17 protein-coding genes are annotated in these 14,979 nt (G+C 68.5%); 6 read left to right on the top strand and 11 right to left on the bottom strand.

Features of this window, described 5'->3' with window-relative positions:
* Nucleotides 1-118: 118 nt before the first annotated feature.
* From HP445_RS02485 to HP445_RS02445, 9 genes are all read right to left on the bottom strand, one after another.
* Nucleotides 119-406, bottom strand: coding sequence for an HU family DNA-binding protein (locus HP445_RS02485; protein ID WP_017886454.1), 288 nt, complete (start codon nucleotides 404-406; stop codon nucleotides 119-121).
* Nucleotides 407-696: 290 nt separating this feature from the next.
* On the bottom strand, nucleotides 697-1,002 hold the full coding sequence (gene rpsN / locus HP445_RS02480) for a 30S ribosomal protein S14 (protein ID WP_017886455.1): 306 nt from the start codon (nucleotides 1,000-1,002) through the stop codon (nucleotides 697-699).
* 2 nt (nucleotides 1,003-1,004) lie between these two features.
* A complete protein-coding gene (rpmG, locus tag HP445_RS02475; RefSeq protein ID WP_017886456.1) occupies nucleotides 1,005-1,175 on the bottom strand; it encodes a 50S ribosomal protein L33 in 171 nt (56 codons plus the stop codon).
* Entirely contained in the window at nucleotides 1,175-1,411 is a 237-nt protein-coding gene (gene rpmB / locus HP445_RS02470) for a 50S ribosomal protein L28 (RefSeq protein ID WP_027464952.1), read from the bottom strand. The genes rpmG and rpmB overlap by 1 nt, the downstream gene beginning before the upstream one ends.
* Before the next feature lie 437 nt (nucleotides 1,412-1,848).
* Nucleotides 1,849-2,544, bottom strand: coding sequence for an alpha/beta fold hydrolase (locus HP445_RS02465; RefSeq protein WP_164941261.1), 696 nt, complete (start codon nucleotides 2,542-2,544; stop codon nucleotides 1,849-1,851).
* Between the two features lie 10 nt (nucleotides 2,545-2,554).
* Nucleotides 2,555-2,980 (bottom strand): Fur family transcriptional regulator, encoded by a 426-nt coding sequence (locus HP445_RS02460; RefSeq protein WP_128781457.1) that lies wholly within the window; start codon nucleotides 2,978-2,980, stop codon nucleotides 2,555-2,557.
* A complete protein-coding gene (locus tag HP445_RS02455; RefSeq protein ID WP_111033015.1) occupies nucleotides 2,977-3,915 on the bottom strand; it encodes a metal ABC transporter permease in 939 nt (312 codons plus the stop codon). The genes HP445_RS02460 and HP445_RS02455 overlap by 4 nt, the downstream gene beginning before the upstream one ends.
* On the bottom strand, nucleotides 3,915-4,760 hold the full coding sequence (locus HP445_RS02450) for a metal ABC transporter ATP-binding protein (RefSeq protein ID WP_051596603.1): 846 nt from the start codon (nucleotides 4,758-4,760) through the stop codon (nucleotides 3,915-3,917). The genes HP445_RS02455 and HP445_RS02450 overlap by 1 nt, the downstream gene beginning before the upstream one ends.
* Before the next feature lie 47 nt (nucleotides 4,761-4,807).
* A complete protein-coding gene (locus HP445_RS02445; protein WP_128781456.1) occupies nucleotides 4,808-5,722 on the bottom strand; it encodes a metal ABC transporter solute-binding protein, Zn/Mn family in 915 nt (304 codons plus the stop codon).
* Between the two features lie 250 nt (nucleotides 5,723-5,972).
* Here HP445_RS02445 and HP445_RS19060 point away from each other — a divergent pair, with 250 nt between their 5' ends.
* On the top strand, nucleotides 5,973-6,380 hold the full coding sequence (locus HP445_RS19060; protein ID WP_164941260.1) for an RNA polymerase sigma factor: 408 nt from the start codon (nucleotides 5,973-5,975) through the stop codon (nucleotides 6,378-6,380).
* On the top strand, nucleotides 6,373-7,593 hold the full coding sequence (locus HP445_RS02435) for a CU044_5270 family protein (RefSeq protein ID WP_128781454.1): 1,221 nt from the start codon (nucleotides 6,373-6,375) through the stop codon (nucleotides 7,591-7,593). Before HP445_RS19060 ends, HP445_RS02435 begins: the two co-directional genes overlap by 8 nt.
* On the opposite strand, the gene HP445_RS02430 is transcribed toward HP445_RS02435, so the two are convergent.
* The gene (locus HP445_RS02430; RefSeq protein WP_128781453.1) at nucleotides 7,488-8,753 is read right to left on the bottom strand and encodes a PTS transporter subunit EIIC; all 1,266 of its coding nucleotides are present in this window, start codon (nucleotides 8,751-8,753) and stop codon (nucleotides 7,488-7,490) included. The two genes, HP445_RS02435 and HP445_RS02430, sit on opposite strands and share 106 nt — an antisense overlap.
* 178 nt (nucleotides 8,754-8,931) lie before the next feature.
* Here HP445_RS02430 and HP445_RS02425 point away from each other — a divergent pair, with 178 nt between their 5' ends.
* Nucleotides 8,932-9,168 carry a PTS sugar transporter subunit IIB gene (locus HP445_RS02425; protein ID WP_017886464.1) on the top strand — a complete coding sequence of 79 codons (237 nt, stop codon included), beginning with the start codon at nucleotides 8,932-8,934 and terminating at the stop codon, nucleotides 9,166-9,168.
* Entirely contained in the window at nucleotides 9,165-9,617 is a 453-nt protein-coding gene (locus HP445_RS02420; protein ID WP_128781452.1) for a PTS sugar transporter subunit IIA, read from the top strand. The genes HP445_RS02425 and HP445_RS02420 overlap by 4 nt, the downstream gene beginning before the upstream one ends.
* A 1,705-nt stretch (nucleotides 9,618-11,322) precedes the next feature.
* Here HP445_RS02420 and HP445_RS02415 read toward each other — a convergent pair.
* The gene (locus HP445_RS02415) at nucleotides 11,323-12,057 is read right to left on the bottom strand and encodes a GntR family transcriptional regulator (RefSeq protein ID WP_128781451.1); all 735 of its coding nucleotides are present in this window, start codon (nucleotides 12,055-12,057) and stop codon (nucleotides 11,323-11,325) included.
* Nucleotides 12,058-12,314: 257 nt separating this feature from the next.
* Here HP445_RS02415 and HP445_RS02410 point away from each other — a divergent pair, with 257 nt between their 5' ends.
* Nucleotides 12,315-14,342, top strand: coding sequence for a hypothetical protein (locus tag HP445_RS02410; protein ID WP_128781450.1), 2,028 nt, complete (start codon nucleotides 12,315-12,317; stop codon nucleotides 14,340-14,342).
* A complete protein-coding gene (locus HP445_RS02405) occupies nucleotides 14,339-14,977 on the top strand; it encodes an ABC transporter ATP-binding protein (RefSeq protein ID WP_128781449.1) in 639 nt (212 codons plus the stop codon). The genes HP445_RS02410 and HP445_RS02405 overlap by 4 nt, the downstream gene beginning before the upstream one ends.
* The last annotated feature ends 2 nt before the right edge of the window (nucleotides 14,978-14,979 follow it).

The raw sequence follows: 14,979 nt of genomic DNA, 5'->3' as shown, positions 1-14,979 counted from the left end.
CGATCTGTGCAAACCGGCACGGGCCTCCAGGCCAGGACCCGCGCACCACGCGCCCGCGCGCCCCCGGGAACGACGAAAGGGACGGCCGAAGCCGTCCCTCCCGATGCGCGGAACAGTCTTACTTGACCGCAGCCTTGAGCTTCGAGCCGGCGCTGACCTTGACCGAGTCGCTCGCGGCGATCTCGATGGCGTCACCCGTCTGCGGGTTGCGGCCGGTGCGGGCGGCGCGGTGCGTCTTCTCGAAGGCGATCCAACCGGGGATCGTGACCTTCGTGCCGTCGGCGACGGACGACGAGACGACGCTGAAGAGCGCGTCGACGACGCCGTTGACGGTGGCCTGGCTCTGGCCGGACTCAGCGGCGACGGCAGCGACGAGCTCGGTGCGGTTCAGTGACTTGTCAGCCATGGATGTCCTCCTCGGACTTCTTGCAGTATCGGTCGGACGCACGTGTCGTCCGGCGCCCGGAGCGGGTGCCCCGTGCCACGGTGCCAGTGGGCCGAGGGCCCGGCGGAACCGGAGTTGAACCTACCAGCCGCCGGGGGTGAAAACCGCCGACTCGCCCGGATTTCCGGGGTTGTCGGGGCTCCGAGGGGGTGCTGGAGGGGCAGATGTGACGAATGACGGCTCGCGTGTACCCCGTACACAGCGAACGCCCCGCCACCAGGAGGTGACGGGGCGTCGTGTACTGCGAGTGCTTACCAGGAGCTCTTCGTGATGCCGGGGAGCTCGCCGCGGTGGGCCATGTCACGGAAACGGACACGGCTGATGCCGAACTCACCGAGGTGGCCACGGGGGCGGCCGTCGATGGCGTCGCGGTTGCGGTAGCGGATGGGCGATGCGTCGCGGGGCAGCTTCTGCAGGCCCACGCGGGCGGCCTCACGCGACTCGTCGGTGCCGTTCGGGTCCACGAGGGCCTTCTTCAGCTCGAGACGACGCTCGGCGTAGCGCGCGATGATGACGGCACGCTGGTTGTTCTTCGCGATCTTGCTCTTCTTCGCCATGCTTAGCGCTCCTCACGGAAGTCGACGTGCTTGCGGATCACCGGGTCGTACTTCTTGAGCACGAGTCGGTCGGGGTTGTTCCGACGGTTCTTCTTGGTCACGTAGGTGAACCCGGTGCCCGCCGTCGAGCGGAGCTTGATGATCGGACGGATGTCCTGACCCTTTTTCGCCATCAGATCTTCTCCCCACGGGCGAGGAGATCCTTGACGACGGACTCGATGCCACGTGCGTCGATCACCTTGATGCCCTTCGCGCTGAGCGTGAGCGTGACGTTACGACGAAGCGAGGGCACGTAGTACGTCTTCTTCTGCACGTTCGGGTCGAAGCGACGCTTCGTCCGGCGGTGCGAGTGCGAGATGTTGTGACCGAAGCCGGGAACGGCGCCGGTCACCTGGCACACTGCTGCCATGGTTTCCTCCTGAGTACCGTGCGACCGGACGGCCGCACCCAAGTTCACTTGCCTGGTGCACACGCGCAGTGCCACCGGGGTGGCCGTGCGAGGGGGTTGTGTGCACCGCCCAGGTCCGCATCCCCTGTCGAAGGAGAGCCGGACACCGCGCGACCGCGGCGTTCGCGACGGTCGGAGGGCTTGGAACAACGGGTCCGCCGCGCGGACGCGGAGAACCAGGGGTCCACGTTACGCGAGGACCGGGCGTGTCGCAAGCCGCGCCTCCAGGCCTGGAGGCCCGTGGCGGCCGGACGGGGCCGCTCACGCACACGCGTGGTCGCCCCCAATGCGTTCGAGTGCGCAGAAGACACCGGGTGCCGGAGGCTGGCCCGACGTCTTCTGCACACTCGACGGCGACGGCGACGCGCGCTCGAGGCCGCGCGCTCGGCGCTGCGCGCCTACGGCGCCTGCGTCGGCTTGGGCGCCAGCGCCTGCACCATCAGCTCGCCGAGCTGCTGCGGCGCCGTGAACATCGGCCAGTGGCCCGTCTCGAGCCCGACGATGGAGAGCTCCTCGGTCGCCACGAGCTCGGCCGCCCAGGCCTGGTGGTCCGCCACCATCGCCAGCAGCTCGGCGGCGGGGATCTCGCAGGTGATGATCGTCGCCGGGATCGTGTGCCGTGTCGGGTCGGCGTAGTGGAACCGGTCGGACGGCACCGAGGCGGGCTCGGGGATCGCCCGGTGCTCGACGTCCTGCCGGACCTCGGGCGTCATGCCCCGGACGGTGGCGGGTTCCCAGATGTCCCACGGCGGCAGCGGTACGACCCCGTCGACCACGGGTAGCTCGTCGTTGACGCACCCGCCCTCGGGCCCGGGGAACGTGTCGACGTAGAGCAGGTGCGCGACGAGCGACGGGCGCTGGTCGGCGGCCATGTACGCGATCGGCCCGGCACCCGAGTGCCCGGCGAGCACGACGGGTTCGTCGGCCGACGCGACGTCGTCCAGGATCGCGACCAGCGCGGCGACCTGCTCGTCGAGCGTGTCGCCGTCGCGCGTGACGGCCTGCACCGAGTGCCCGGCTTCCCGGAGCACCGGGGCGACGTCGTCCCATGCGCTCGCGTCGAGCCAGAACCCGGGGACCAGGATGACGTGCATGCGGGGCAGGTTACTCGTCGGTGCCGGCGGTCGCGCGGGCTGCCGTGCAGACGGCGCACTCGCCGAAGATGTCGACGACGTGGCTGGCATTGGTGAACCCGTTGGCGGCGGCGACGTCCTGCGCCCACTGCTCCACCGGGTCCGCCTCGATCTCGACGGTCCTGCCGCAGTTCCTGCAGATCAGGTGGTGGTGGTGCGCGTCCGTCGTGCACGCCCGGTACAGCGATTCGCCGTCCTGCTGCAGGGAGTCGGCGTCACCCTCGGTGGCCAGGTCGGCGAGCGCCCGGTAGACGGTGGCCAGACCGATGGTCGATCCCTCGTCCCGCAGGTGCTGGTGCAGCGCCTGCGCGCTGACGAACCCCTCGGTCGAGTCGAGGGCTCCGCGCACCGCTTCGCGCTGCCACGTGTTCCGCTTGGTCTTCTGCACGGCGTTCATGCTGGCACCTCTTCCTTCCGACCGGCTGTCGACGTCGTCCCTGCCTGGAGGCCCGGCTCGCCCCCGCCACGCTGGCTCCGGCCGGCGACGCGGTTGCGTCCCCGCTTGTCGCGTCGCGACCCGATGATCCGGCAGACCACCCAGATCGCGAACGAGATGGTCGTCACGTACGGGCTGATCGGCAGGCCGCCGCCCAGTGCGAGCAGGATGCCACCGACGACCGACGTCACCGCGAACACCGTCGACAGCACCGGCACGACGACCGGGTGCGAGCTGAGGCGCAGGGCCGCGGCCGCCGGGGTGACGAGCAGGGAGAGCACGAGCAACGCTCCGACGATCTGCACCGACACGGCGGTGGCCAGTCCGAGCACGAGCATGAACACGATCGCGAGGGTCCGCACCGGGATCCCCGCGGCCGCAGCTACATCGGGGTCGACCGAGGCGAACATCAGCGGGCGCCAGATGACGAGCAGTGTCGCCACGACGATCGCGGCGACCACGATCAGGAACGTCAGCTGCGGGTTGTCGACCGAGACGATCTGCCCGGTGAGCAGCCCGAACTTGTTGGCGGCCCGGCCCTTGTAGAGCGCCAGGCAGAGGATGCCGAGCCCGAGCCCGAACGGCATGAGGACGGCGATGATCGAGTTGCGTTCCCGGGCACGCGATCCGAGGAGGCCGATGAGCAGGGCGGCGATGACCGACCCGACGAGCGATCCGGACACCACGTTCACTCCGAGCAGCAGCGAGGCGCTGGCCCCGGCGAACGAGAGCTCCGAGATGCCGTGCACGGCGAACGGCATGTTCCGGGCGACGACGAACGGGCCGATGAGCCCGCCGACGATGCCGAGCACCGCGCCGGCCCAGATCGAGTTCTGCACGAGCACGAGGAGCTCGCCGTAGTCCTGGAACGAGAAGACGGTCGATAGCAGGTCCATCAGATCCGCCCTTCGTCGGGCTGGTCGGCGTGCGGGTCGACCTCGCCCGGGTGGTGCTCGTGGGCCTCGTTCGCCCCGACGATGACGATGCGTCCCATGGTGCGGACGACGTCGACGGGCGTGCCGTACAGGTCGCTGAGCACGTCGGCGCGCAGGACCTCGTCCGGTGAACCGATCCGGAACCGACCGCCGGCGATGTAGAGGACCCGGTCGACCACGTCGAGGATCGGGTTCACGTCGTGCGTCACGAACAGCACGGCGGCCTCGCGCTGTCGGCGCTCACGGTCGATGAGCTCGGTGATCCCGCGCTGGTGCCGCAGGTCGAGCGAGATGAGGGGTTCGTCGCACAGCAGCAGGGCGGGGTCGGCTGCGATGGCCTGCCCGACGCGGGTGCGCTGCTGTTCTCCGCCGGAGAGCTCGGCGACCGGGGCGTCCGCGAAGGCGGTGGCGCCGACCTCGTCGAGGACCCGGTCGATGCGCATCCGGTCGGCCTTCGACGCCCGTCGGATGCCCCACCGGTGCCCGGTCACGCCCTGGGCGATCATATCCCGCGCGCGCAGGGGCGTGCCCGCCTCCATCAGACGCTGCTGCGGGATGTAGCCGATCTTCCGGTGGCCGCGGTGCACCGGTTGCCCGAGGAACGACATCGTGCCGCTCGTCAGCCGCTGCTGCCCGAGGACGGTGCGGAGCAGTGAGGTCTTGCCGGCGCCGTTCGGGCCGAGGACCGCGACGAACTCCCCCGGCGCGAGGTCGAGGTCGAGGCCTGCCCAGAGCTTCCGGGCGCCGTACGACAACCCGGCGTCGCGGAGCGCGAGGACCGGACGAGCCGCAGCCCGGTCGTCCACCGTGGTGGTCGCCGGGCTGTGGGTCGCCGCTGCTGCGGTCGAGGTCGTCACTTCTGGAGCGCTGCCTTCACCGCGTCGATGTTCGCCTGCTGCCACGAGACGTAATCCTGCCCCTTGGGGAGCGTCTCCGTGACACCGACGACGGGGATGTCGTTCTGCTCGGCCGCCTTCTGGACCTGCTCGGTCTCGGGGCTGGACGCCTGGTTGTTGTAGGCGAGGAGCTGCACGCGCTTGCCGGTGAACAGCGCGAGGGTGTCGCGGAGGGCCGCCGGCGGGACGTCGTCGCCTTCCTCGATGGCCTCGGAGAAGTCCGGCGGGGTCTCGTTCTCGAGCCCCATCGCGTCGAACAGGTACCCGGGCACCGGCTCCGTGTACGCCACCTTGTCGCCGGAGTCCTGCTTCTTGACGGCCTCGGTCTGGGACTCGAGGTCCTCGAGCTTGGTGGTGAGCGTTGCGGCGTTCTTCTCGAAGGCGTCCTTGCCGCTCTCGTCGAGCGCGCTGAGGTCCTTCGTGACCGCCTCGACCAGCTTCACCATCGTCGGGTAGCTGTAGAAGACGTGCTCGTTGAACTCGGCGCTGCCGCCCTTGTCGAGGCCGGAGAGCTTCACGACGTTGATCGTGTCCGCCTTGGTGTCCGAGGCGTTCGCGAGTGTCGTCATGAAGTCGTCGTAGCCGCCACCGTTCTCGATGAGCAGGTCGGCCTTGGACACGGAGAGCTGCGTGCGGGCGCTCGACTCGAACGAGTGCGGGTCCTGCGACGGGTCGCTCAGGATGCTCGTCACGGTGACGGCGTCGCCACCGATCGTCTTGACGATCGAGCCGTAGACGTTGGTGGAGGCGACGACGTTGATCGTGCCGTCACTGCTGCTGGCCTCCCCCGAGGCGGACGAGGTGGCGCACCCGGTCAGGGCGAGCGCGGCGGCGCCGGCGACGAGCGGGAGGGCGAGGAGGCGGTTGCGCATACGAAGACCGTACCCACTAGTGATAACGATTGTCAAAACCGGTAGCACCCCGACCTGCTCGCCGTCCGCCTACCGTGATGGAACTCCGACGGCAGGACCGGGCAGTACCCATCGTGACCAGCACACACCCACCACCCGACGCGTCCGCGGCGCTCGGCGCGCTCTTCGACCTGCACGGTCGACGCATCCTGCTCTACCTCGCGCGCCGGACGGACCTGCAGACGGCGGAGGACGTCCTCGGCAGACCTTCGTGGTCGCACTCACCCGGTGGGACGCCCGCGATCCGGACTGGGGCGAACCGCTGCTGTGGCTGTTCGGCATCGCGACGAACCTGCTCCGGCGGCACTGGCGGTCGGAGAGCCGAGGCCGTCGGGCGATGGCCCGCGCTGCCCTTCCGGAAGCGCTCGAGAGCGACCCCGGCGACCGTGTGGACCAGGAACGAGCTGTCCGAGCCGTCATTCGTGAGCTCGACCGGATGCGTCCGGCCGTCCGCGACACCGTGCTCCTGCACGCCTGGGCGGAACTCACCTACGAGCAGATCGCGGAGGCGACGGGGGTCCCCATCGGCACCGTCCGCTCCCGACTGAACCGGGCCCGCACCGTGCTCCGCACCGTCCCCGACACCACCGACCCCCTGAACGGAGCAGCCCGTGCCTGACGAACTCACCCTCCTGCGCTCGGTCCGGTCCACGACCGACGGGGCCCCACCCGAACTGGTCGACGCCGCCCTGCAGCGCGCCCGCCAGCGATTCGAGGCGGCCAGCAGCCCCGCACCGGTGCACGCCCGGCGCATCCGACCCCTGCGGCGGTACCGGACAGCGCTCGTGACCGCAGCCGCCGTCGTGACGGCCGGAGCCCTGGTCGCCACCGGGGTCGGTGTGACGCACCTGCTGGGTCCGGAGTCGGCGGCCGCGGCCGCGGCCGCGGCCGCGGCGACCCTGCACGACGCCGCCCGTGCCGCGACCGCCGCGCCGGATGCCCCCGGCGCCGCCACGCGGGTGACGGTCCGCGAGCTCGCCCTGGGGTACGTGACCTCGGACGGCGAGCACTACGACGAGGGGTACCTCTTCCCCACGACGACGGTCACCTGGATCCCCCGGGACGTGTCCGGCACCTGGACGCGGGAGTCGTGGTCCGAGCCCGCGACGAGGATCTACGGCGGGCGAGCCGCACGCGACGCAGCACAGCGGGACTACGCCACGTCGGCCCACCGCGACGATCCCGTGCGCGACCGGGCTGCGGGTGGAGCGTTCGGCAACGGCGAGCTCGGCGGCACCCCGGCCGGCACCCTCACCCCGGCGGACATCGCCACCCTGCCCCGTGATGCGGACGCGCTCGTCCGTCGTGTCGAGGCGGCTCCGCGCGCGAAGGGAGCGACGGACGCCGAGCACGTGTTCGACACGCTCGCCGACTCCCTCCGGACCGGCCTCGTCCCGGACGACCTCCGTGGTGCGGTCTTCGACGCACTGGCCGATCTGCCCGGCATCGTCGTGACCGACGACCAGGCGTCGCTCGACGGGCGGCACGGTACGGCGATCGGCCTCACTGCCAGCGGTGGTATCGACCGTCGCGAGGTCATCGTGAACCGCGTGACCGGAGACTACCTGGGCGAACGGACCCTGCAGACGGAGCGGCTGGGCAGCATCCCCGCCGGGACCCTGATCGACTCGGCCTCCGTCCGCGCGCGCGGTGGACCGCACCCCCTGACGGACAGGAGGCCCGGTGCCAGCTGGCACCGGGCCTCCCGTTTCGGAGACGCTCGCGTCTACGGCTTGGTGGCCGCGTCGATCGTGTTCTCGGCGATCGTGTCCTCTTCACGCCCGGGGGTGCGGAGGTTCCACTTCTTGATCACGAAACTGAACAGGAAGTAGTAGACGACCGCGTAGCCGAGGCCGATCGGGATGAGCCAGATCGCCCCGTCCGCCTTGCCGAAGTTCAGGACATAGTCGATCGCACCGGCCGAGAACGAGAAGCCGTCGTGGATCCCGAGGGCGTTCACCAGGGCGAGCGAGGTGCCCGTGAGCACCGCGTGGATGATGTACAGCGGGAACGCCACGAACATGAACGAGTACTCGAGCGGCTCGGTGATGCCCGTGACGAACGAGGTCAGTGCGGCGGAGATCATGATGCCGCCGACGAGCTTGCGGTTCTGCGGCTTGGCGTTGCGCCAGATCGCGAGGGCACCGGCGGGCAGTGCGAACATCATGATCGGGAAGAAGCCGGTCATGAAGGTACCTGCCGTCGGATCTCCATGCAGGAAGCGGGCCACGTCCCCGTGCCACACACCACCATCAGCGGTGAAGCTTCCGAGCTGGAACCACGGGAAGAAGTTGAGTAGCTGGTGCAGCCCGATCGGGATGAGCATGCGGTTCGCGAACCCGAAGACGCCGCCACCGATTACTGGATTGTCGGCGACAGCAGTCCCGGCCGCAGTGAGCGCAATGTCGAAGTAGCGGTACACGAACGACATGGCGACTGCGATGACGAGACCCGCGACCGCGGTGAGGATGGGGACGAGGCGACGGCCCGAGAAGAATCCGAGGAAGTCGGGCATCTTCGTGCGGTGGAACTTCTCCCACATGACCGCGGAGACGAGCCCCATCACGATGCCGCCGAGGACACCGAAATTGATCATCGCCTGGTCGCCGTTGGTGTCCTTCACACCGTCGAGGACGATCGGCGACATCACCTTCCAGACCTCGAACATGACCATGTAGCCGACGACCGCCGCGAGCGCGGTGGTGCCGTCGGACTTCTTCGCCCAGCCGATCGCGATGCCCACCGCGAAGAGCAGCGGCAGCCAGTTGAAGACACCGTTTCCCGCCGCCGAGATGACTCCGGCCCACTGACCGAAGCCGGGGATCGCCCCGAGGAGGTCGGGCTGGCCGATGCGGAGCAGGATGCCCGCCGCGGGCATGACCGCGATCGGCAGGAGCAGGCTCCGTCCGAGGCGCTGGGCCTGTGCGAACAGCCGTGACTGCTTCTTCGGCTTCTTCTTCTCCGGCACATCCGTGGCAGTGGTGGCGCTCATCGGAGGTCCTCTCGTCATTGGGTGGAGCTGTCGGGGTGAGTTGAGTCGTGCAGCCAGCGCAGGTAACCTCGGCGGTGTCGCCAGGTCCGGTCCTGTCCGGTCATGACCAGTTCCGTAGTCTGATCCGAGAGCGGTCCGGTGTCAACCTGCGACGCAAACCCTTAACGAGGAGGAAACGATGGCCGACATCAAGGCAGCCGACATCATCGCCGCACTCGGCGGTGCCGAGAACATCGAAGAGGTCGAGGGCTGCATCACGCGCCTCCGCGTCGAGGTCGAGGACGGCGACCTGGTCGACAAGGCCGCCCTGCAGGCAGCCGGAGCCCAGGCCGTCGTCGGAGGCGGCACCGGCTGGCAGGTCATCGTCGGCACGGTCGCCGACAACCTCGCCCAGGACATCCAGGACGAACTGTGACCGTCGTCCGCACCCCGTTCGGCGGCCCGGTCGTCGCCCTCGCCGACGTGCCCGACCCGGTGTTCGCCGGGCAGCTGGTCGGCGCCGGCGTCGCGGTCGACCCGACGGGCGTCGAGGGCGCGGTCACCGCGGTGGCCCCGGTCGACGGCACCATCGTCAAGCTGCACCCGCACGCGTTCGCCCTGCAGGGCACCGCTGGCACCGACGTCCTGGTGCACGTCGGCATCGACACCGTGAAGCTCTCCGGCGAGGGGTTCGAGCTCCTCGCGACCGAGGGCGACACCGTCACCGCCGGTGACCCCGTCGTCCGGTTCACCCCCTCGGTGATCTCAGCAGCCGGCTACTCGCCGATCTGCCCGGTCGTGGTGCTCGGTTCAACGCCGGACAGCATCAACCAGGGAAGCGTAGGCACCACAGTGCTCGACGGCGACACTCTGTTCAGCGTCTAAGCCGACGATTTATCTTGCTGCGCCGCCCGTGCTCGTTTGAAAGCTCCCGTCTGAACCTTCGTGTTCGGGCGCCATTCGGCTCTCAGACGCGACTCTGAGCAGAAAACGTCCGTGTAGGGGTTACTGTCAGCGCGATACGCCTCAGCCTCGCCCTTGCGACCAGCCAGTTCTAGAGAAACAGCTATGCCAGCATCGAGCCACGGCGTTTCGATCGCACTCTCGAGAGAGGCGCGTCTTAGGTCGAAGGACTCAAGTATCAGTTGCTCGTCCAGCATTCCAACTACTGCGCTTGCAATCAAGCGCAGATAGAGCAGCTCAGACTGGACTTCCAGGTCCGTCGAGTGAAATCTCCGTAGTGCGGGTTCAAGTAGAGTCGAACCTCCACGCTGAACAATGTGATTGGCTGAATGCCATGCAATCATCCTTGTGTAGTCGGCAGATCCGAGACCTCCGATGGTTCCGGCGAACTCACTGAGTTGAGCCTGCGCTCGGAGAGCCCGAGCGATCTCAGCAGTGGGCATGCTCCCGCCAACATCTCGTATCTGGAAGGCACGCCACCGCGGATTCTCTTCGTCCTCGGCAATAGCTCGCTGGAGAAGCGGGGCGTTGCGTTCAGATCGATCGACCCCCTCGTAACCCTCATGATGAAGGACGACGGAACAGGGGCGGTAGGCGAGCGGGTCGCCACCTCCGTCAACGAGATACTCATGAACGGGTCCGGTGAACCTCGAATCGCCCTCAAGTTGGTGAATTCGACCAACACCGCTGGTGCTGAAACGCGCGTCGTGGATAGTTGGACACCACGCCACCTGTGGCAAGGTCGAGCTGACCGCCTCGAATTCACTTGGCCAACCTCCAACGAGTCGTTCATCGGAGTCGACCCAGAGTACTGCAGAACCGACACTGCGGCGTCGCATTGAATTCAACGCCTCGTTTCGGGCCTCGGCGAATGATCCGGGCCAGGTCACTCGTTCCACGTGAACAGTTTTTGAGCGGAATCGTTGGTGGCGTCCATCGACGGTCGTGTCGAACAGCTGAACGCCAAGACCACTACTAGTGAGTGATCTCACGCACCCGTCCAGATCTCCTCGAGCCCCACCGAGGACTGCAGCCACCACCGCTGGTCGCTCATCCCTAGTTGCGGCCATCGGATCCCCTCGTCTTGAGCCGAGCGTTCATTGAGCAGAAAGGCGTCGCGACGCCGGTAACGCGCGACCGGCCGTTCCAGTCAGCGTGCCTTAGATAGCTTTGCAGGCATAAGCCGAGTATTGTGTCGGCGTGGAACAGGGGTTCCAAGCAGTCGCCAGGAAGTAGTAGCACTTCTGCCGCGGCTTCACAACCGTCTTCTGGTATCCGTAATTGATTTGGCTCAATCCGCAGCGCTTAGTGTGACTATATGCAACGGCCTTCGGCGCAAGAGAGCAGGCGGCGGCCTGCGCAGGAGCCCCTGCCGGAAGGACAATCCCAGCCCCAGCAACCGCAACTGCCATCCCTGTCAACGCCACTGTGCGCCCCAAACGCGAACTCAAAATCGCTTCACGCACGCTCATAATTGCCCCCTGGAGATAACGCGCAACCCCTTGCCGCGCTGATGAAACGAGACTGACCGTTCTGGCCGAACTTGTCAAGCATCTTGGCATCGAATTGCAGCTATCGTGCAGTTCACGCCCCCAAGAAATCAGGCCCCACGTAACTGTGCGGCAAGCTACGCGACCGCGGGGGTCGCGGTGACCTCCATCTGCACCCGGTAGCGGTCCGATCGGTACCAGCTGCGGGTGTGCTCCACGGGTCGCTCCCCCGAGTACGACACCCGGTCGAACTCGAGGACCGGCGCTCCGGTCTTCGTCCCGAGCAGCGTCGCGACGTCGTCGGCCGCCGGGTTCGCCGCGACGGTCTGCTGCGCGCGGTCGATCGGGGTGCCGTACTCCGTGGCGATGATCGAGTACACCGACCCCGACAGGTCGTGGTCGAGCAGACCCGGGAACGCGTCGGCCACGAGCCAGGCGTCGTCGATCGACACCGGTGCACCATCGGCCATCCGCAGGCGCTTCACGTGGAAGGCGGGCACGTCCGGATCGATTCGCAGGGCTGCGGCGGTGTCGGCCGGCGGTACCCGCTCTTCGCGCACGAGCACCACGGTGGTCGGCTCGTGCCCCATCGCCCGCATCTCCTCGGTGAACGAGGCGAGGTGCAGCGTCGACTGCACGGGCCGGTGCGCGACGAAGGTGCCCTTGCCGCGGACGCGCTCCAGGTAGCCCTCGTTGACCAGCTGCCCGAGTGCTTCACGCACGGTGATCCGCGAGACGCCGTACTCGGCGATGAGCTGACGTTCGGACGGGATCGCAGCGCCGGGAGCCAGTCGCGTGGTGACGAGGTCGAGCAGGATGCGCCGCAGCTGCTGGTGCTTCGGTTCGGCACCCTCGGTGATGCGGCTCGTCATGCGTCCCTCGTGCTCCGTTGCTGGTCCTGGGCGGTGGTCATGCGCGGACATGACCAGTTCCCATCACAGTAGCGAGTCAGGCCGGGAAGACCAACGTCGGGCGTCTCGGCCTCAGTGAAACATGCATTCCAGATTCTTGACATCAGTGCTGCGCCGCTGCCACGATCGGTCGAGCATCGCAGGAAGTACGTGCGACCGCTGAGGCCAGGAGCTGGCTTCCCGAAGGAGCGCCCGCTCACCCTCGCCGCAAGGGGACCATGAACATCCGATCGGCGACGCTCGCCTACCTCGTCCCGCCCCTCCTGGCTTCCGTCTTGGGCTTCATCGGCCTGGTGCAGGTCAGTGAAGCCGGCATCGTGGGCGCCTCGTCCGTGGTGACCGCTGCCGCCGGTGCTGAGACCGAATCGAACCAGCGGGTCGCGACCGCACTCGAGCAGGTCGCCGAGGCCGAGCACGCGACGATCGCACGGGTGGTGGCGGACCGCGAAGCTCCGACGACGCGGCGCGTGGCGCTCGTCACCGACGCGCCCTCGAGCCGCGGTGCCGGCTGGCTCCTCGACGGGTACGAGGACTTCACGAGATCGATGGTCACCACCGTCCGTCCGATGTCGGAACTCGACCAGTTCGACCCGACCGGCTCGTACTCGGTCTTCGGGGACGACGACGCTCGGCGAGCCGTCGTGACCGCACTGGCAGACGCCGGGTACGAGGTCAGCGTGGAGCGCATGCCGCTCCTGCAACGCATCGGAGTCACCGACGGCTTGGATCAGACCCTGGCCCTGGTCGGAGCACTCGTCTCGGGATGCGTGGCGCTCTGCCTGATGACGACCGTCGGGGCCCCTCGCCGCAGCGCAGTCCGCCGACTGCACGGAGACACCACAGCCGCCATCGTCGTCCAAGAGCTCGCTGAGCTCCGGACCTCCGTACTCGTCACCGTCATCGGGGTGCCCGTCGCGGCCACCGGGCTCTGGTTCTACAACGGGCTCGCTTCGGCGGCGACCCTCGCCGCCGCGATCTCCGTGTTCTGCGTGGGGCTGCTCGTTCCGGTCGTCGTCGCGCACACGATCGGCACGGTGCTCGCGTGTCGACAGCCGCTGGCCGGCGCACTGCGGGGCGCTCGACCAGCGGGCGCGCTCCTGCTCGTCGCACAGATCGCACGGGTGCCCGCGCTGCTGTTGCTCGTCGCGGCCGTCTTCGAACTGACCGGGGCGGTGACCACCGCGCGACAGGGAACGGCAGAACGGGATCTTCGGGCGGCCGGCGAAACCGTCCAGCTCTGGGTCACCCCTGATCCCCGCCCGGTCGAGGAGCAGGCCTACTGGGACCGCATCGGTGACTTCGCCGGCGGGGCACTCGAGCGGCGTGATGCGTTCCTCGCCGCTGCGGTCGAGGTGTCGAGTGGCCGAGGGAAGTCGACGGTTCCTGCGCTCGTCGTCGACCAGGGCTACCTCGCCCTGCAGGACGTCCGTTCCGAGGACGGGGCCCGCATCACCACCGACGGCGCGGAGATCGCCGTGTGGATGCCTGCCGACAGTGACCTCTCCCGCGAGCGTCTCGTCGCGGGTCTGACCGACTGGCAGTTGCGGGATGCACCCGACGCCCTCCTCGAGCACGTCACCGGCGGCACGCTGGCCCGCCAGCAGGTCTACTCGTACCCGGACGACGCGTCGTCGCGCGCGTGGCTCGACGATGCCGTGATCGTGGTCGTCCCCACGCCGGTCGACGTCTTCTCGGCCGATGAACTCGGATCGTGGTTGTCGACCGGAGACGTCGTCTTCACGTCCCGTGCTGCCGCCGAGCGGTCGATCGGTGCGTCGGGCCTCCGCGCCGAGTTCAGCGCGGTCGTCGCGGTGGGTCAGTCTGCGGCGGAACAGGCACGGCACGCAGCGACGGCAGTGGCGATCGGGACGGGCACCCTGGTCAGCACCCTCGCCGTCAGCGTCATGCTCGGGATGGTCGCCACGATCGCGCACCGACGCCGTCACGGCCGTGCGCTGTTCGCGAAGATCACCAGTGGCGTCTCGCCCGTCCGCACCGATGCTGGCCTGCTGACGATCGAAGCCGGTCTGATCTCGATCGCCGTCACCGCCGTCGTCAACACCTGGTGGTCGCAACGCCCGGACGGAAGCGGGCTCAGATCGGCACTCGACCCGGTCGCGCAGTCGGCCGGAGTCGCCGGCGCGCTCGCACTCGTGACGCTCGCGGCGGTGAGCGCCACCAGCCTCGTCGTCATGGCCGTCACGGCACGGAGCACTACACGCAACCGAGGGAACGGATCACGATGATCGAGGTACGGAACGCATCGAAGCGTCGCGGAGGCCGTGCACTGTGGCACGACCTGACGTTCGAGGTGGCAGGCGGAGAGATCGTCGGCTTGGTCGGGCCGAGCGGCTGCGGGAAGTCGACGCTGCTCGACTGTGTCGGGCACGTCGATGCGCTCGACGGCGGCACGATCCGGATCAACGGGGAGTCGGCGGGCTCGAACGAGCGGCGGGCACGACTGATCCGGCGGCGCCACCTCGGGTACCTGTTCCAGGACTTCGGGTTGGTACCCGACATGACGGTCCAGTCGAACGTCGACGTGGTTCGCCTGCCGGACGGACGGCGGAGACACCGAGGCGTCCGGACTGGTGAGGCCCTGGACCGTGTCGGTCTGGCCGGCCGCGGAACGGACCGCGTCCACGAACTCAGCGGCGGCGAGCAGCAACGCGTCGCGATGGCGCGGCTCCTGGTGAAGCGTCCGTCGGTCATCCTCGCCGACGAGCCGACGAGCGCCCTCGACGACGGCAACGCCGCGATGGTGCTCGACCTGCTGGACGAGCTGGCGGCCGACGGAGCGGCCGTCCTGATCGCGACGCACTCGTCATCGGTCGAAGCGCGCGCCGCACGGAGCATCACGCTCAGCGGACCCGCTCGCTGACG

The organism is Curtobacterium flaccumfaciens, assembly GCF_013359815.1.
GTDB classification, from domain to species: Bacteria; Actinomycetota; Actinomycetes; order Actinomycetales; family Microbacteriaceae; genus Curtobacterium; species Curtobacterium flaccumfaciens.
The sequence above is the reverse complement of the archived record's forward strand: the minus strand, read 5'-3'. Positions and strand labels throughout refer to the sequence as shown.

Excerpts from the sequence above, each read along its gene's own strand:
- rpmG (WP_017886456.1), bottom strand. The coding sequence starts at position 1,175 with ATGGCGAAAAAGGGTCAGGACATCCGTCCGATCATCAAGCTCCGCTCG.
- rpsN (WP_017886455.1), bottom strand. The coding sequence starts at position 1,002 with ATGGCGAAGAAGAGCAAGATCGCGAAGAACAACCAGCGTGCCGTCATC.
- HP445_RS02460 (WP_128781457.1), bottom strand. The coding sequence starts at position 2,980 with ATGAACGCCGTGCAGAAGACCAAGCGGAACACGTGGCAGCGCGAAGCG.
- HP445_RS02425 (WP_017886464.1), top strand. The coding sequence starts at position 8,932 with ATGGCCGACATCAAGGCAGCCGACATCATCGCCGCACTCGGCGGTGCC.
- HP445_RS02405 (WP_128781449.1), top strand. The coding sequence starts at position 14,339 with ATGATCGAGGTACGGAACGCATCGAAGCGTCGCGGAGGCCGTGCACTG.
- HP445_RS02455 (WP_111033015.1), bottom strand. The coding sequence starts at position 3,915 with ATGGACCTGCTATCGACCGTCTTCTCGTTCCAGGACTACGGCGAGCTC.
- HP445_RS02485 (WP_017886454.1), bottom strand. The coding sequence starts at position 406 with ATGGCTGACAAGTCACTGAACCGCACCGAGCTCGTCGCTGCCGTCGCC.
- HP445_RS02410 (WP_128781450.1), top strand. The coding sequence starts at position 12,315 with ATGAACATCCGATCGGCGACGCTCGCCTACCTCGTCCCGCCCCTCCTG.
- HP445_RS02465 (WP_164941261.1), bottom strand. The coding sequence starts at position 2,544 with ATGCACGTCATCCTGGTCCCCGGGTTCTGGCTCGACGCGAGCGCATGG.
- rpmB (WP_027464952.1), bottom strand. The coding sequence starts at position 1,411 with ATGGCAGCAGTGTGCCAGGTGACCGGCGCCGTTCCCGGCTTCGGTCAC.
- HP445_RS02415 (WP_128781451.1), bottom strand. The coding sequence starts at position 12,057 with ATGACGAGCCGCATCACCGAGGGTGCCGAACCGAAGCACCAGCAGCTG.
- HP445_RS02430 (WP_128781453.1), bottom strand. The coding sequence starts at position 8,753 with ATGAGCGCCACCACTGCCACGGATGTGCCGGAGAAGAAGAAGCCGAAG.
- HP445_RS02445 (WP_128781456.1), bottom strand. The coding sequence starts at position 5,722 with ATGCGCAACCGCCTCCTCGCCCTCCCGCTCGTCGCCGGCGCCGCCGCG.